The sequence below is a fragment of the Rummeliibacillus sp. TYF005 genome (assembly GCF_003844195.1).
Lineage (GTDB): Bacteria > Bacillota > Bacilli > Bacillales_A > Planococcaceae > Rummeliibacillus.
In genome coordinates this window covers 33,120-49,662 of sequence record NZ_ML122568.1, presented here as the reverse complement: position 1 = coordinate 49,662, position 16,543 = coordinate 33,120, and the positions used below count along the sequence as shown (strand labels likewise).

Sequence of the window (16,543 nt, the reverse complement as noted above, 5' to 3'; positions counted from 1 at the left end):
TTGACCACACCACCACATTTAGTATAGAGCCGTTATTTTACTATTTATCGTAGTTGGTGTATTTTATGTTGAACCTACGAATTGGAAACCTTTTACGCCATTTGGCACGAGTGGTATTCTATCGGGTGCAGCACTAGTATTCTTTGCATATTTAGGATTTGATGCAGTATCGTCTGCTGCTGAAGAAGTGAAAAATCCACAACGTAATATGCCAATCGGAATTATAGGCTCATTGCTTATCTGTACGGTCTTGTATGTTGCAGTATCACTTGTTTTAACTGGTATGGTTCCTTATACAGATTTAAATGTTAGCAACCCTGTAAGCTTTGCCATGCAACTTGTTCATCAAGATTGGGTTTCAGGCATCATCTCACTTGGAGCCGTTATTGGAATGATGACGGTTATACTTGTAATGCTTTACGGTAGTACTCGCCTAACTTATGCTTTCAGTCGTGATGGCCTATTGCCTAAAGTAATGTCCGAAGTTGATGCTAAACATCAGACACCGAAAAAAAATACATGGATTACTTCAACACTAATTTCATTCTGTGCAGGTTTTGTTCCATTAGATAAACTAACTGAACTCGTTAATATGGGGACATTACTAGCATTTACTGTTGTCTCAATCGGTGTAATCCTATTACGTAAAAACAAAGAAATTTCAACAGATGGCTTCAAAGTTCCACTGTATCCAATCATTCCAATTATTTCTTTCGTCTTATGTATTTTCTTAATGACACAACTATCTATACACACCATTATTTTCTGTGGTATTTGGATTGTTATTGGTTTAATCATTTACTTTATCTATGGTAAAAAGCATAGCTTACTTAACAAATAATCGAAAGCTCTTATGGCCTGTGTCATAGGGGCTTTTTTAAATTCCAAATGCCTATACATCGAGAAAACATTACTATATATTAAAAGCAGGTGATGATTATGAAAACAAAAATTTATTTGGATAATGAAAAATTTATTGCAGGCATTACTATGAAAGACCCCAATGAGCTGGAACAAGGAAATATGGCACTTCATACATGTTTGGATTCAGAAGACGTCATCAAAAACCGAAAAAAATTAGCTGCTAGTTTAAATTGTAATTTAAATCAATTTGTTTGTGCTAATCAAACTCATAGTGCCAATATTCATAAAGTAACCGTAGCTGATCAAGGCAAAGGATCTGAAAGCAAAGACACTGCCATTCAAGATACAGATGCACTATACACATACGAGTCTAATCTTCTTCTAGGCTCATTCACAGCAGATTGTGTGCCAGTAACCTTTTACGATGAAAAGAAAGAAATCATAGGAGTAATCCACTCCGGCTGGCAAGGAACCATCAAAGAAATAACATTAAAAACAATTGAACATTTGAAAAATATTGAACAATGTGACCCAAACAACTTGCACATCTATATTGGTACAGCACTAAGTCAGGAAAAATTTGAAGTAGACGAGGATGTCTATCTAAAATTTAAAGCCCTTGATTATGCGGACGATTTTATGTATTACAACACTCAAACTCATAAGTATCATATTGATAATCAAAAAACAGTTAAAAAACAATGTCTATTAGCTGGCATTCCTTCTGACCATATAACAATTGACTCTACTTGTACCTATTTAAATGATGAAGGCTTTTCATATCGACAAGACAAAAAAGCTGGAAGACATTTGACTTTTATCATGAAAAAAAGATAATCAACATGACGTCCAATCAATATGGGCGTTTCATGTTGTTCTTTTTCTTTTATCCCTTATAACTCTTCAAGATAATAGCTAAATTACATAATAATAAACTTCAATCTATAACATATACTTTTATGATTAGCATCTTTTTAAATAGGAGGATCATCTTGGATATATTTGTTAGGCCTGGGGATTCACTTTGGCTCTACAGCCAATTATTTAAAATTCACCTCCAGTTAATCATGGATTCAAATCCAAATATCAACCCCTTAAGTCTTCAAATTAACGAACAAATCAAAATTCCAGGTTTCCGAACAGTCAATTACAAGACCATTTCTGGAGACACTTTGTGGGGAATTGCTGAGAAAAAAAGAATACCAGTAGAAACCATCCTTCTCACAAACGCTCATCTCTTCCCAACCCATTTACAAATTGGTCAAACCATTAAAATTCCCCAAAGAGTGACGTCGAGAATCATATTTGGAAAGCAAGACTATGACCACGATATCATGATGATTGATATTAAACATCTTCAAAGTATTTATCCATTTTTAAAAGTCTCCTCTATCGGAAATTCTGTACTCGGTCACGATTTACCCGAAATAAAAATTGGTTCAGGCGATAAAAAGGTACACTACAATGCTTCATTTCATGCGAATGAATGGATTACAACTCCTATTGTCATGACCTTTTTAAATGATTATTTATTATCGCTAACTAATGCATGTGTTATTCGTGACATATCACCGTCACAACTCTATGAACAAACCACTTTATCAATTGTTCCAATGGTTAATCCCGATGGTGTTAACCTTGTATTAAATGGCCCTGGTTCAAGTGGACCATGGAAAGAGCAAGTCATTAGTTGGAATAATAATCGTTTGGATTTTTCAGGATGGAAGGCCAATATAAGAGGTGTAGACCTTAATGATCAATTTCCGGCTGAATGGGAAAAGGAAAGAAAACATAATCCAAAAAGTCCTGGACCGAGAGATTATGGTGGAAAACAACCTTTTACTGAACCTGAAGTTATTGCAATGGCTGAACTGACCAGAAAACAAAATTTTGATAGGGTTTTTGCACTTCATACACAAGGGGAAGAGATCTATTGGGGATTTGAAGGACTGGAACCCTCTAAGTCGAAAATAATGGTAGAAGAGTTGAGTAGAGTGAGCGGTTATAAACCGGTTCAAATATTGGATAGTTTTGCTGGCTATAAGGATTGGTTCATTCAGGAATGGCGAAGGCCAGGTTTTACCGTTGAACTTGGTAAAGGGGAAAATCCATTACCATTATCGCAGTTTGATAAAATCTATCAAGATGTACTTGGGATTTTCCTAGCAGGGTTATATCTATAACTTTTCTACATTTCATACTTAATGTAACAATAAAAAAGCAGGATTCCCTGCTTTTTATTGTTTATTTCAAACTTCTTTCAGCCTTTTTTACCTCGTATAATTCAGCATCTGAATTCGAATATATTCTAGCTTACCTACTTTTAGGTCTTTACTTAATGAAAGAAGTTAGCTAGGTATGATTGAATTGAATCAGGTAATACTTGATAGAATAGTCCCTTATATTTGATATCCAATAAACCAGCGACAAATATAATTATAATCATCACGATAAAAATGATTCCTTTATTTTTTGAAAGCCACTTCAATAGTCTTCCTCCTCTTAAAAGTATCTTTATAGACAACAAGTTAAGTATAAAGATTAATTCAAAAAGTGATATCACTTTTTGAACAAAAACATTCAATCTGTTTTAGATTCTTTACATTTAATGATTTCTATAAAGTACTTTAAGATTCTAGCTGTTAACCCCCATATTGTATACTTTTCATAATCATAAAACCATTCTTCCATCGATCGCATTCTCCATTGATATTGAGTGCCATTCGCAATTTTTTCGAAAGGAAAGTCCGCTGAAGGTACAGGATTAACAGATACTAAATGCATATAAGGCTCGTAATTCAAAAGCCACTTGACCGGTACTGTAAATACTTCTTCAACCTCTTCCTGACTAAGATTGAGCTGATGTAATTCAAGTGTAGCTACAAATGGGTAAACTACAAATGAAGGCGAAGCAATATAAGGACTTAGTTGGCCTACCAGATTTATAGACCTTGCATCAACACCTAATTCCTCAATTGTTTCACGTAATGCTGCATCCAATGGGGTTAAATCTGTTGAGTCAATTTGGCCACCAGGAAAGCTAATATCCCCAGGTTGTTTTCTTAGTGTAAATGACCGCACCTCGAATAAGATATGCCATTCTCCATCCACTTGAACTAACGGTATTAAAACTGATGAGCGAAAAGCTGTGTCCTCGCCTATGAATAATGACTTTTGTTGTTTTAACTGATTCTCTAATTTCTCTAGGAACATCTCCCTCACCCCAAATATTTTATTGTTTTTATCGTATCATTAATAGAGGAGTGGATAAAGAATACTAAAATGAAAAAGTATCCAATGGGAACGTGTTCTCACTGCATACTTTTTAGTGGGGCATTCTCATGAAGTTTTCTTGTCTTAATAAATGTACAAAAATACTATCTAAATAAACTCATAATGGATCCTAATTGCCTCATCATATTAACTCCATTCGTTATAGTTCCGACGTGGCCCATAATAGTATTTAAGTGATTAGGTAATTCTCTACTTCTAAATTGTGGAAGTTGTTGTTGATTTGGAATAAAGAAAGGCTGTCTCTGTCCTCTAAATTGATCAGGTGTTCTAAACCCTTGTCTATATGGAGGCTGGGGTCTTCTTCTCGGATTTGGTGGCGGATAAAATGGCATATCATATCACCTCCAATGTATAGTATCGCTCTATATATGGTATGTCTATTTTTTTATATCAATTGGACTTTTCTCTAGCTGTAGACTAAATTAAATCTGACTTAGCGATTGATTCACCTCCACTTACTTTTTTGGGCACTACACATTTATTAGATCATCCTAGTCATATATAACGAATATACATCACTGTAAATTATTTGTTAAAATCTCCATATCTCTTTATGATTCACCTCATGCATATATTTTTTAGATACCTTACAGTCTTAAATAAAGATAGAAAGGAAGATGAAAGAATGAGTCATAAATCATCGAGTCCAACTTGGGCGATCACGTTGTTCTGTATTGGCGTACTAATGGCAGCATTAGATAACGGGATTATTAGTGCTGCTCTAACAACAATAAATAGCTCATTCGATGTTCCTGCCAATTGGGGAGCCTGGGGTGTAACAATATATACACTAGGTTTAGCAATTAGTATACCGATTGTAGGTAAAATTTCAGAACGATACGGTCGAAAGAAACTATTTATTGTTGAAGTTGCATTATTCGGCCTTGGTTCATTACTTGTAGCACTAAGCCCAAATTTTGCTTTTTATTTAGTAGCCCGATTCATCCAAGCAATGGGTGGTGGTGGAATCTTCATCATTGGTAGCTCACATGTTTTAAGTACATTTCCTGCAGAAAAACAAGGGAAAGCGCTTGGAATATTAGGTGCTATGAACGGGGTTGGAGCCATTTTAGGCCCAAACCTTGGTAGTGTCATTTTAGATTTAACAGGGAATTGGCATTTACTATTCCTTATAAATGTGCCAATTGCCATCATTTTAATTATTTTAGGCTATTATAAGATCCAAGAAACGAAAGAACCTTCTGTAGGAAAGCTAGATTTAATCGGAACAATTCTGCTTTCATTAGCCGTTCTTAGTATTATGTATGGTTTAACTAACATTGAAGGTACCTCCTTACTAGAGAGCCTTGCAACTTTTAATGTTTATGGCTTCTTAATCGCGGGGATCGTCTTATTCGCTGGATTAATCTTCTATAATCGTTCATTAGAAAAACGTAATGGAGATCCCATATTACCAGTTGGCTTATTAGTTCGCCCTACTTACTTACTGACATTATTAATCGGTGCGTTGTCAGGGGCATTACTTGCGGGAATGATCTATATTCCTTCTTTCTCAGAACAAGTCTTAGGAATTGCTGCTGAAAACTCTGGCTATTGGATGACACCATTAGCATTAGCATCTGGTATCGGTGCTGGACTAGGTGGTGCACTTGTTGATAAAAAAGGTCCTATTCTTGCTGTATTTTTATCAGGAGTCATTACAGCAATTGGATTTTTGTTATTCCCTACATGGATAGATGCAAAATGGCAATTTATTATTTCGTCATGTATTGCTGGTCTTGGGATTGGTATTCTTTTAGGAGCACCATTGAATATTTTGGCGACAGAACGTCTTGAAAAGGATAAAGGATCAGCACTAGCAGGACTTTCTCTTGCTCGTCAAATAGGAATGACCATTGCCCCAACCATTTATGCAGGATTCATTGTACGTGGATTTAACCAAATTCCTAGTCTATTCCAAAATGATTTTGGTACAATTTTAAAAAGTAAGATGGAGAAAGCTGATTTAAGCCCAGAAGCATTACAAGAATTTCAACAAGTTGCCGGATCTATGGCTCCAACGAGTTCTTCATCCGAAATTGATTACTCCAAAATTTTAGAACATATACAGGATCCAACGTTAAAAGGAATCATTCAGTCAAGCGTAGATCAAATTACATTAACCGCTGCTCAAGATGGATATGGTGGGCTATTCTACTCAACTGTTGTGATTGCAGCAATTATTGTTCTATTAGCAATTATTTTAAAACCTATTCGGAACAAAAGCCTACGATAAAGGGCTGAAACTGTTCCGTAAGAAAATAAAAGACCACTTATTCTGTGGTCTTTTACTGTTATATTTGACTAATATTTTCGAGTGATTTGTATCATTCTTTATTTTGAATAAAGGAAATAATATCAATATATAGCATGGCCATTTCTTGAGGCGTTTTATCTAAACCATTTTGAACCCATTGTTCGATTAATCCTAAAAAAGCAGATGTAATAAAGGATAAAAAGTATTCAATTGGAAACTTTAGCCTTTCATTGAAAGTTTCATTTTTCTCTAGATTTAGGCGTACCTTTTTTGAAAAAGCATCTCTAAATCGAATATGAAAACCGGCTCTACCACGATCACTTAAAAATATTCTTAACATTGGCGAATGTATTTCAATAAATTGAAACAATGTAACAGCTAAATCCTCTTGTTCCTTTTTAAACGTACTTGTGGATGAATATTGTGATTGCAAGTCATCGATATGAGTGCCTAAATCACTAAATAACTGCTGTTCAATCTGTTCGAGCAAATCATATTTGTCTTTAAAGTGTAAATAAAATGTTCCACGATTGATTTTTGCTGCTTTTGTAATGTCCCCTATTGTAATCGATTCAAACGATTTTTTCTCTAAAATTAACATAAATGACTTTTGAATAAGTTGTTTTGTTCTTCTATTTTTCTCTATATAAATACTCAAAAAAATCACCTTCCTTTTGAAAATTCAACATCCTGTTTACTTTTGTTCATTGCTTTTATATTCATAAAAATTATAAGATAAATGCATGTTACTAAACAACATGTTGAAAATTGAGAAAGGATGAATTCAATGAAATTATTTAAAGAAAAATTAGCATGGGCTGCTCCTATTGCTGTTATTATAATCATCGCTCTATTCTCGGTAAATTTATTCGCTCAAGGAAATCCACAAGTGAAAAATCTACCTGTTGCACTGATTGTGAATGATGAGGGCGAACATGTAGATGTTGTAAAATCAGCCATCAAACAAATGAGTAAAGGTACTAATGGCAAAGAACCTGCGCTAGCTTTTACAAATGAAAAAGAGGAAAATATTGAAGATTTATTTGATGATAAAAAGTATTATGCAGCATTAGTTATTCCTAAAGGTTATAATGACAGCGTACAAAATGCTGTCTCAAATAACGCTCCAGCAACTTTAAAAGTTTATATTAACCAAGGCTTTAACATGACAGGTGCAAACTTTGCAAAGACTGCTTTAAACGCTTTAATTACGCAATTGAGCAATCAATACTCTACAAACTTTATCACACAAATGGACGGTCAACAAATTGATGCCAACAAAGCGTCTGTACTCGCAAATCCAATTGTTTCTGAAGAGAAAGTATTCAATGCAATTACTGCTTCTACAGCAAATGGTAGTGCTCCAACCTTAATGGCAGTGCCTGCTTGGGTAGGTGCATTAATCGGTGGTTTCATTTTATTCTTATCGACATCAAATATTATGAAAAGGGAATTGTTAACACGTAAACAAACGTTACGCTTAATGGGTGGCCAAGTTTTATTTGGGATTATTATTGCCCTATTCTCAGGTTTTACTGTTGCAACATTAGGACAGATCGCTGGTATTAACATGCCAGGCTACTTCTTAGTTGCCTTCTTCGTATCATTTGCAGCATTCTGTTTCTTCTTATTAGTTTCAGCTATTACTGCATGGATCGGAAAACCAGCCATTACGTTATTCATGGTTGTAATGCTTTTAGGTATGGGTGTTCTTATGACACCACAAGAAATGCTTCCAAGTTTCTTTGTAAACTTTATTCGCCCTTGGATTCCACTTCGCTTTGCTTCCGAAGGTTTACGTGAAATCTTCTACTTCGGTGGCGGCTTCTACACTGGGCAATCATTCAATATTATCGCTGGCATTGGTATTGTAGGTTTAGTGATTTACTTACTGTCTATTTTCAAACCAGTACGTGGGCAAAAAACTGACAATGAATAAGAGTATTGGTAATCTTGTTAGTCGTTAAACATCTAGAAAAATTGCTTTTAACTAGATTCATTGTTTTCAGCTTCTTACAAAAGTATGAAATCAGCAGGATAAAACAAAAAATATCAATTTTCTCATTGAGAAAATTGATATTTTTTTCATAATGTGGGGCTTATATTGATATTGTGTTTTGTGATCAGGCTACTACTTATGATACGGTTCACCTTTCATTATTCGAAAACTTCTATAAATCTGCTCTACCAATACCAGTTTCATCAGTTGGTGTGGTAGAGTCATTTTGCCAAATGATAATTTATCATCCGCACGCTTTAGGACATCATCATGCAATCCTAGTGATCCGCCAATGACGAAGGCAATTTTACTGTGACCATATGTCAGGAGATCTTCAATGGTCTTTGATAGTTCTTCCGAGCTGCGCATTTTACCGTTAATAGCTAATGCTAGTACATAGTGATCGGGTGTGATTTTCGAAAGAATGCGTTCGCCTTCTTTCTTCTTTACAATTTCCATTTCAGCTTCACTAAGTTGTTCGGGTGCCTTTTCATCAGGCACTTCTATGAGTTCTATTTTTGTATATCCATTAAGTCTTTTGACATACTCCTCGATACCCATTTTCAAGTACTTTTCTTTTAATTTCCCAACACTAATAATTGTAATACTCACAGGTTATCCACCTTCATGTTAAATTTACAAACAAATTATCCACAAGACTTATGCACATATCCACAGGCTATTTCAAGATATTGTATGCGCTCATTTGTTCGCCACAATATATGTTGCTTGCTCTTCGCAATAGTTACACTTTGTGGATAACTTTTTTTCATCCTCCACTTTTTCCATAATTGGTACCTCTTTTTCTATTGCAACAAACATATCTAAAGCGTGTCCTATATGGGTTTCACAGCTATATATTTTCAAAATATTTCTTCCTTTCAATATTTTAGATTTCCACAGACTTATACACAATTTATCAATTGTTATCCACAACCTATTGTAACAAATGAAAAGCGAGCAGGAAAGTTAGGCGTTTACTTTCTTTGCTCGCTTTTTTAAAATTTTGGGATTTTAAGATTTAATTTTAGTTATCCACATCATTGTGTTTTAGAACTATCAGCTAAAGTTAATGTTTTTTGAATTATTTCCCCATTACGATAAGCTTTTATTTTCACTTGATCGCCAACGTTTTTCTTATTGTAGAGGATTTTACGCAAGGCGATTGAATTATCAACTTTTTCGCCATCCATTTCAACAATGACATCATATTTCTTTAACCCCGCTTTTGAGGCTGGTGAATTTTTTACTACTTCGCTAACAACAATACCTGATGTTACTTCCTCAGGTAATTTTAAAGTTTGTCTTTGATGATATTCTGGCACATCTGTTAAATCAATAAGAGCTACTCCCATTGAAGGTCTTTCCACTTTACCTTTTTGTTGTAATTCATCAATTACAGGAATTGCAGTGTTGATTGGAATAGAAAATCCTAAGCCTTCAACAGTTGATTCGGAAATTTTCATAGAGTTAATACCAATGACTTGCCCTGCTAGATTTACTAAAGCACCACCACTGTTACCAGGGTTGATGGCTGCATCTGTTTGTAAAACTTCTGCTTGCCAATCTTCAGTACCATCTTCGTTCAAGTCAACTGGAACTGTGCGGTCTTTACCAGAGATTACACCCGTTGTTACAGAACCATAGAAATCCATTCCTAACGGGTTACCTATAGCAATAACTGATTCACCTTGTTTTAATTTATCTGAATCGCCAAAAGTAGCAATTGTTTTGACCTTTTTGCTTGAGATAGAGATCACAGCTAAGTCTGTCCAAATATCAGTTCCGACAAGTTTAGCTTGCTCCTTTGATCCGTCTGAGAGTGTAACTTCTAACTGATTTGCACCTTCAACAACATGGTTGTTAGTCACAATATACGCTTTATTGCCAACCTTTTTATAAATAACACCTGAGCCGCTGCCTGCTTCTTGTTCGTTATCTCCACTTTTACCATTTGTGCCATCTCGGAATGGAATACTGCCCCATAAATCCATTTGTGTTTCTTGAATGTTGGTAATGCCAACAACTGCATCTTTTGTTTTATCAACTGCATCTGTAACATTAGTTGAGACTTCAGTTGAGACTTGAGGTGTTGACGTTTTGTTTGTTGTAGTAGTTGTTGATGATTCTGTTCCACCCGGTAAATAGCCAACCATAGATGGTAACAAGAGCCATACTAATAATGCTCCCACAATAACGCCTATAATACCGCTGAAAAAGTATCCGGCTTTACTACCACCTTTTCTATTACTTCGAGTTTCATCATTATCATAATAGCCCATGTTCTTCATCCTTTCTGTAACTATCAGCGCTTCATACTTTTACTTTATAATGCAAAGATTAAAATTAGATGAAAATAAATTTAAAATCAGTTCAAAATACAAAGAATATAAAGTGAACTTACTATAACTTCCCCATTTTTCGCACAAAAAATCCCCCGATTTAAGGTTGGCCTAAAAAGTTAGTGTAAAATCCAACATTAGGATTGCCTCAAATTGGGGGGGTTTTTAAACAGTGACTATTTCTGTTGGCTCTTCGGCGTCTGTATCATATAAGTGGACAAATTCGCCTGGCATAATACCACATGATTGTAGAGTTTGTGAAACGCTCATTCTTGCTAAATCTTTCATATTATTATCTTTACTTAGATGAGAAAGATATATACGTGTGGACTTTTGTTCAACAACTTCACTCATTGCAACAGCTGCATCCTCATTGCTAACATGTCCAAGATCACTTAAAATACGGCGTTTTACTGACCATGGATAACGTCCCATTTGCAACATACTCACATCATGGTTGCTTTCAAATACAAAAGAATCAGCGCCTTTTATAATTCCTTTCATACGATCACTGACATACCCTGTATCTGTAATAACAACAAGCTTTTGTCCATTTTCATGAAAACAGTAGAACATTGGATCTGCTGCATCATGGGAAACAGCAAAAGATTGAATATCTAAAGAACCAAACGTCTTTACTGTTTCCATATCAAATTGAAATCGTTGTTCTACAGGTATATTACCAATTAGACCATCCATCGCCTGCCATGTTTTTTCATTGGCAAATATCGGGATATTATATTTTCGGGCTAATACGCCAACACCTTTAATATGATCTGAATGTTCATGCGTTACGAGAATACCACTCAACTTTTTTATATCACGGTCCACTTTTTCAAAGAGCTGCTCCATTTTTTTACCTGTCAACCCTGCATCGACGATAAAAGAATGTTCTCCACTCTCTACATAAATGGAGTTACCAGTACTACCACTAGCTAATACACTGAACTGCATTTTAAAGTCCCCTTATTGCTTTTCTAGTTCTTTTCCTTTTACATTTTGCTCAATATCAACTATTGTACCATCAACTGCATTAACAAAATAATCCGCTTCTTTCCTTTCGCCATTTACATCCTTCGGTAATATGATATGAATATACCATGTTGGGCAAAGTACTTGCGTTTCTGTTAATGGAACAAGAGTAGAATAACCAAGTTGTGTCTTTGAAACAGTTGAGTTAGCAGGCAAATATCCATTATCAAAGATAATTTCAATAGCTCGTTGTGCTTTGATCAACGTACTCTTTTCCCCAAAGCTTTTTAATGAATCAAACATTTTTTGCTCATAATCCGTTATTTCTAAACGATCGTTCCAATGCACTTTGACAGTTGCATTTTGATTGTAATAAATCATATAATCATTTGAAATTTGGAAGAAAATAGCTTCTCTATCCTTTTTATTAACCTTCCAGAGCTTATACGAGCTACCTTTATAAACTTGTTTCCTCACAAAATCAGATAATAATTCATCCGTAATATCTGGTAAAGAGCTTAACTTTGTTATCTTCGCTTGGATTTCAGTTCCGCCATTAATAATTTGAATACGTTGGTTTTGTAAAGATGTTAATTCCTTATTCGTGAACTGTTTCACCTTTCCGGATATATAAGAAACACTTTCACCATCTACTGCGCTGCTCTTTACAGTTATATTCTCATCTTTTAATCGTGTAGAAATATCCGTATTGCCAATTGGTTCTATCATCTTTGCTTCATTGTATCGATTTACATACATTGTATATAGGAAAACATTTAATATCGAAAAAACAATGATAAAAATCGTTTTCGTTTTATTCCAATCCAACTTGGCCACCTCCTCCTACTGTAGTAGTTTGTAATGGTGACCACTTATTGTTTACTAAATAGAACCATGTTGGTTTAAAGATAAAAGCGTTTTGTCCATTTTTTGTTAAGAAATAGCCTGGGCGAATTTCTTTAATATCCTTGAAATTTACTGTCTTTAATTTCATAAGATTGTCAACCACCTCTTGACCACCCGTTATTGTTAAAGTGGTATTCTCAAGGCTAGGTACAAGCTTATAATATGGACGGGCATATACTGCAATTCGATTGTCTCCCCATACCGTTACAATCTGGGTGGAAGTATCTAATAGGTCAGCATATACGGGATAATCCCCCATGTAAAGTTGGTATGTTACTTTATTATTTTCATAATCTAAAGAATCATATCGAAAATCCCCAGTCCAACCTCCATGTCTATTGATAAAATCAAATGTATTTATGATTAGTTTTGACTTTTCAACTCTCTCGTGATTATCAGAAGCTGTTGTATTCACGTAATCCAAAACTCTCTTATTACTATTAACTTTCATTATAGAAACGCCATCTGTAAAGTTTTCTTCTACATTTGCATCATCAAAACTATTCTTTACAACCTCAGGATTCGCAAATACTGCATTTTTAAATTTATCAACCGAGATATTATTGACAATATAAGCTGACTGTATCATTTTTGATTCTTTGGTTGGCAAATAAAGGGCTGTCCCCTTTTCTCGGTAAAAAACAGAATATCTTTCTAAGTCATGCGATAAACGAACTAATTGTTTTTCAAAAATAGATTTGCTCTTTACATGTGCTTTAGCTTTATATAACTTTTCCTCGGCAGTATTGGCAAAAAAGACCGTCAATTCCCCTGAATTTGATAATTGATTCCAGGTTACAATCATTTGATCAAAAGATATATCATTCACTTTATTTTCAGTGGTTGGCAAAAAGTCTTGGAAAATAGAGTATGGTATTTCCGATGAGTAGAATAGTGTATAACGTTGATTCCCTGCCACTAGTTGGTTTATTTTAGAAGAATCCAAATTACCACTTACTAGTGTAGGATTTGTTACTTGCCAATTTTGCATTTGGTCTATTATTCCGCTCATCTCTTTTGATTGATCGGTTCCAAGCCACATACCATCCTGATGAAAAACCATTCGATATGGCTTAATAATATCTACAAGTTGAAGTTTTTTTCCAACTAAAATATCTACGGACTTTGTTTTTTCAAGAGGAGCATAGTTTGGCCTATATGTCCAAATTGAAAAGGTTAAAGTAATACTTAAAAGTACTAAGACAAATAGTATGACTGATTTTATCTGCTCGATATATTTCAATCCCACTCACCTGCCTCGTCTTCTTCATAAGGTAAAGTAAAGAAGATTGTTGTTCCGACGCCTTCTTCACTTTCAGCCCAAATTTTTCCTCCATGTGCTAAAATCATTTCTCTAGAAATGGCCAATCCTAATCCTGTGCCTCCCATTGATCTTGCTCTTGCCCGGTCTACACGATAGAAGCGGTCAAAAATACGTTCTACATTTTCCTTTGGTATCCCCATACCATCATCTGAGATCATAACAGTTAATAATCCTTCATTAGCCGTCATGCCAAAACGAATATTTCCACCGTCTGGTGAATATTTCAAAGCATTTGAAATAATATTATCGATTACTTGAGTAATCTTATCTGTATCAATCTCAACATAACAAGGTAATGTAGGTAACATACGCTCGAATTCAACATTTTTAGATTTAGACATTTCGAATCGATCAATTATTCGATTAAAGAATTTATTGAAATCTACATAGTCTGCATTAATTTCATACTCTCGGCTATCCATTCGTGATAGTTGTAATAAGTCACTTACTAAGCGAATCAATCTCTCTGTTTCTGTTTGTGTAACATTTAAGAATTGTGGAGCCAAATCTTTGTTTTGCCAGGCACCATCAGCTAATGCCTCTAAATAACTACGCATTGTTGTAAGTGGTGTTCGCAATTCATGTGATACATTGGAAACAAATTCGCGGCGCTCCATTTCAATCTTCTCTTGCTCAGTAATATCATGGAGTACAGTAATAAGACCATTAACAAATCCTGTTTCTTTTTGAATAACAGAGAAATTTGCACGCCAAATATACGGACGTTCAGGAGAACTAAAATCTAGATTAATTGAGTCCTTCATATGGATTAAGTCTTCGAATGTATGTTCCTTCTCCACACCTAAAACAGATACTAATGGTCTCCCCATTAATTCGTTATGTTCTCCATTTAATAACTTTTGTGCAGGGGTATTAATAAGGATAATCTTCCCTTTTCGGTCAGTTGCTATAACCCCATCTGTCATGTTTGCCAAAACGGAGGCTAATTTTCTTCGTTCACCTTCAGTAGTTGATTGAGCTTCTTGTAACCTATTGGTTAAATGGTTAAACGTAATGGCTAATTGGCCAATTTCATCATTCCCATACACTTTAACTTTCCGAGAAAAGTTACCTTTAGCCATCGCCTGTGCTTGTCTACGCATATCCGAAATAGGTTTCGTAATAGTTCTAGCGATGAAAATCCCTAATATAATGGTAATAGCTAAGGCTAATGCCGTACCACCTGCTAATATCTGATTAATTTCATTCATCTGTTCAAATATACGTTCAATATTAGACTTTACATAAAGTGTCCCTATTACTTTACCATTCGATTTAATAGGAGTTGCAACTACCCAAATTCTCTTTCTTGTTTTCTTATCCAATGCTATTTTTTCAGTTGGCGTTTGGGTACGTAATGAGTCTCTTACCAATTGCTCCATTGAGCGCTGCCCTATAATTGATTGATTACTCATATCTGATGATGCTAAAATTCTATAATCTGCATCTACTACCCTAATCTCTTTGATATCCTCTGAAGATACTTCATTTAATACACCTTTTAAACTTTGTTCAAGTGTTGGATCATTGTCGGTTCGTTCCTTCAATATTTCCTCTTTCACACTAAATCTGACAAGTTTTAAGCGATCCGTAATAGATGTCTCAAAATTTTCTTTTAATGTTTGTTCTAATTGCTTTGCAAAATATAACCCTATTATTTGCATGGCAATTAAAATAAGCAGTACATAAATCAGTACAATTTTTGCCTGTACCGATTTAAAAAAGCGAACCTTCTGCATTTTCCTTTACTCCTGTTCAGGGTTTCTTAAGTAGTACCCTACTCCGCGACGAGTTACAATCCAGGTTGGATGACTTGGATTATCTTCAATTTTCTCACGTAGTCTACGAATCGTTACATCAACAGTTCGAACATCACCAAAATAATCATAGCCCCAAACAGTTTGAAGTAAATGTTCGCGGGTCATTACTTGACCAATATGTTTTGCTAAATAATGAAGTAATTCAAATTCACGGTGTGTTAATTCAATTGATTCATCACGCTTTAATACTAAGTATGCATCTGGTTGTATAACTAGAGATCCTATAACAATATCATTATTTTCTTCTACTGATTCTTCAGTAGTTGTAACCGTTTGGTGTCTACGCATATTGGCTTTCACACGTGCAATTAGTTCACGTGTACTGAATGGTTTCGTTACATAATCGTCAGCACCTAGTTCAAGCCCTAATACTTTATCAATTTCTGAATCTTTTGCTGTTAACATAATGATTGGTAGGTCGTATTTTTTTCGCACTTCACGGCAAACCTCCATACCATCACGTTTCGGTAACATAATATCTAGTAACATTAAATCTGGTTTTATTTCTTCTACTTTTTCTAGTGCTTCGTCTCCATCATAAGCACAGATTACTTTGTACCCCTCTTTTACTAGATTAAATTGTAATATATCTGCAATCGGTTTTTCATCATCTACTACTAATATTGTTTTATCCACAGTCTTTTCCCCTTTCTTACGATTATCAGTTTAGGTTGTTCGTTACTGTTAGATTATAAAAATGTATATATTAACTCTAACATGCTTTTATGTTCTACGCATCTTTCACAAATTCAGGAGTATATCATT

The 16,543-nt window shown here is 34.8% G+C and carries 16 protein-coding genes and 1 pseudogene; 5 read left to right on the top strand and 12 right to left on the bottom strand.

What is annotated here, in order from left to right:
* Positions 1-31: 31 nt before the first annotated feature.
* From CW357_RS13065 to CW357_RS13055, 3 genes and pseudogenes are all read left to right on the top strand, one after another.
* Positions 32-841 (top strand): annotated as a pseudogene (locus tag CW357_RS13065) (APC family permease); the annotation flags it as partial.
* 98 nt (positions 842-939) lie between these two features.
* On the top strand, positions 940-1,701 hold the full coding sequence (gene pgeF, locus CW357_RS13060) for a peptidoglycan editing factor PgeF (RefSeq protein ID WP_124218277.1): 762 nt from the start codon (positions 940-942) through the stop codon (positions 1,699-1,701).
* A 155-nt stretch (positions 1,702-1,856) separates the two neighbouring features.
* Complete coding sequence (locus CW357_RS13055) at positions 1,857-3,047, top strand: M14 family metallopeptidase (RefSeq protein ID WP_124218276.1); 1,191 nt, start codon at positions 1,857-1,859, stop codon at positions 3,045-3,047.
* A 152-nt stretch (positions 3,048-3,199) separates the two neighbouring features.
* Here the strand turns inward: CW357_RS13055 and CW357_RS13050 are convergent, their stop codons facing one another.
* The 3 genes from CW357_RS13050 to CW357_RS13040 all read right to left on the bottom strand — a co-directional run bounded on the left by CW357_RS13050 (position 3,200) and on the right by CW357_RS13040 (position 4,490).
* Positions 3,200-3,352 carry a hypothetical protein gene (locus CW357_RS13050; protein WP_241155093.1) on the bottom strand — a complete coding sequence of 51 codons (153 nt, stop codon included), beginning with the start codon at positions 3,350-3,352 and terminating at the stop codon, positions 3,200-3,202.
* A gap of 92 nt (positions 3,353-3,444) precedes the next feature.
* Entirely contained in the window at positions 3,445-4,077 is a 633-nt protein-coding gene (locus CW357_RS13045; protein ID WP_119416806.1) for an NUDIX hydrolase, read from the bottom strand.
* Between the two features lie 164 nt (positions 4,078-4,241).
* The gene (locus tag CW357_RS13040; protein ID WP_124218275.1) at positions 4,242-4,490 is read right to left on the bottom strand and encodes a hypothetical protein; all 249 of its coding nucleotides are present in this window, start codon (positions 4,488-4,490) and stop codon (positions 4,242-4,244) included.
* Between the two features lie 293 nt (positions 4,491-4,783).
* On the opposite strand from CW357_RS13040, the gene CW357_RS13035 reads away from it, so the two are divergent.
* Positions 4,784-6,394 carry an MFS transporter gene (locus tag CW357_RS13035; RefSeq protein ID WP_124218274.1) on the top strand — a complete coding sequence of 537 codons (1,611 nt, stop codon included), beginning with the start codon at positions 4,784-4,786 and terminating at the stop codon, positions 6,392-6,394.
* Positions 6,395-6,485: 91 nt separating this feature from the next.
* Here CW357_RS13035 and CW357_RS13030 read toward each other — a convergent pair whose 3' ends face one another.
* On the bottom strand, positions 6,486-7,073 hold the full coding sequence (locus tag CW357_RS13030; RefSeq protein WP_119416804.1) for a TetR/AcrR family transcriptional regulator: 588 nt from the start codon (positions 7,071-7,073) through the stop codon (positions 6,486-6,488).
* A 129-nt stretch (positions 7,074-7,202) separates the two neighbouring features.
* Between CW357_RS13030 and CW357_RS13025 the strand changes: the two genes are divergently transcribed.
* Positions 7,203-8,354, top strand: coding sequence for a YhgE/Pip domain-containing protein (locus CW357_RS13025; protein WP_119416803.1), 1,152 nt, complete (start codon positions 7,203-7,205; stop codon positions 8,352-8,354).
* Positions 8,355-8,546: 192 nt separating this feature from the next.
* Here CW357_RS13025 and rlmH read toward each other — a convergent pair whose 3' ends face one another.
* From rlmH to yycF, 8 genes are all read right to left on the bottom strand, one after another.
* Entirely contained in the window at positions 8,547-9,026 is a 480-nt protein-coding gene (rlmH, locus tag CW357_RS13020; protein ID WP_119416802.1) for a 23S rRNA (pseudouridine(1915)-N(3))-methyltransferase RlmH, read from the bottom strand.
* 90 nt (positions 9,027-9,116) lie between these two features.
* Positions 9,117-9,281: a CxxH/CxxC protein gene (locus CW357_RS13015; RefSeq protein ID WP_119416801.1), complete on the bottom strand. Its 165-nt coding sequence runs from the start codon at positions 9,279-9,281 to the stop codon at positions 9,117-9,119.
* A gap of 173 nt (positions 9,282-9,454) precedes the next feature.
* Complete coding sequence (locus tag CW357_RS13010) at positions 9,455-10,696, bottom strand: S1C family serine protease (RefSeq protein ID WP_119416800.1); 1,242 nt, start codon at positions 10,694-10,696, stop codon at positions 9,455-9,457.
* Between the two features lie 225 nt (positions 10,697-10,921).
* Positions 10,922-11,710: an MBL fold metallo-hydrolase gene (locus tag CW357_RS13005; protein ID WP_119416799.1), complete on the bottom strand. Its 789-nt coding sequence runs from the start codon at positions 11,708-11,710 to the stop codon at positions 10,922-10,924.
* A gap of 12 nt (positions 11,711-11,722) precedes the next feature.
* Positions 11,723-12,556, bottom strand: a complete 834-nt coding sequence (locus CW357_RS13000) for a two-component system regulatory protein YycI (protein ID WP_124218273.1) — start codon at positions 12,554-12,556, stop codon at positions 11,723-11,725.
* Positions 12,543-13,883, bottom strand: a complete 1,341-nt coding sequence (locus CW357_RS12995) for a YycH family regulatory protein (RefSeq protein WP_119416797.1) — start codon at positions 13,881-13,883, stop codon at positions 12,543-12,545. The genes CW357_RS13000 and CW357_RS12995 overlap by 14 nt, the downstream gene beginning before the upstream one ends.
* Positions 13,874-15,697 carry a cell wall metabolism sensor histidine kinase WalK gene (gene walK / locus CW357_RS12990; protein WP_119416796.1) on the bottom strand — a complete coding sequence of 608 codons (1,824 nt, stop codon included), beginning with the start codon at positions 15,695-15,697 and terminating at the stop codon, positions 13,874-13,876. The genes CW357_RS12995 and walK overlap by 10 nt, the downstream gene beginning before the upstream one ends.
* Before the next feature lie 6 nt (positions 15,698-15,703).
* Positions 15,704-16,414: a response regulator YycF gene (yycF, locus tag CW357_RS12985; RefSeq protein WP_119416795.1), complete on the bottom strand. Its 711-nt coding sequence runs from the start codon at positions 16,412-16,414 to the stop codon at positions 15,704-15,706.
* Positions 16,415-16,543 lie beyond the last annotated feature (129 nt).

Coding starts and splice junctions, on each gene's coding strand:
- CW357_RS13045 (WP_119416806.1), bottom strand. CDS start 4,077: ATGTTCCTAGAGAAATTAGAGAATCAGTTAAAACAACAAAAGTCATTA.
- CW357_RS13040 (WP_124218275.1), bottom strand. CDS start 4,490: ATGCCATTTTATCCGCCACCAAATCCGAGAAGAAGACCCCAGCCTCCA.
- walK (WP_119416796.1), bottom strand. CDS start 15,697: ATGCAGAAGGTTCGCTTTTTTAAATCGGTACAGGCAAAAATTGTACTG.
- CW357_RS13005 (WP_119416799.1), bottom strand. CDS start 11,710: ATGCAGTTCAGTGTATTAGCTAGTGGTAGTACTGGTAACTCCATTTAT.
- CW357_RS13035 (WP_124218274.1), top strand. CDS start 4,784: ATGAGTCATAAATCATCGAGTCCAACTTGGGCGATCACGTTGTTCTGT.
- pgeF (WP_124218277.1), top strand. CDS start 940: ATGAAAACAAAAATTTATTTGGATAATGAAAAATTTATTGCAGGCATT.
- CW357_RS13025 (WP_119416803.1), top strand. CDS start 7,203: ATGAAATTATTTAAAGAAAAATTAGCATGGGCTGCTCCTATTGCTGTT.
- CW357_RS13010 (WP_119416800.1), bottom strand. CDS start 10,696: ATGGGCTATTATGATAATGATGAAACTCGAAGTAATAGAAAAGGTGGT.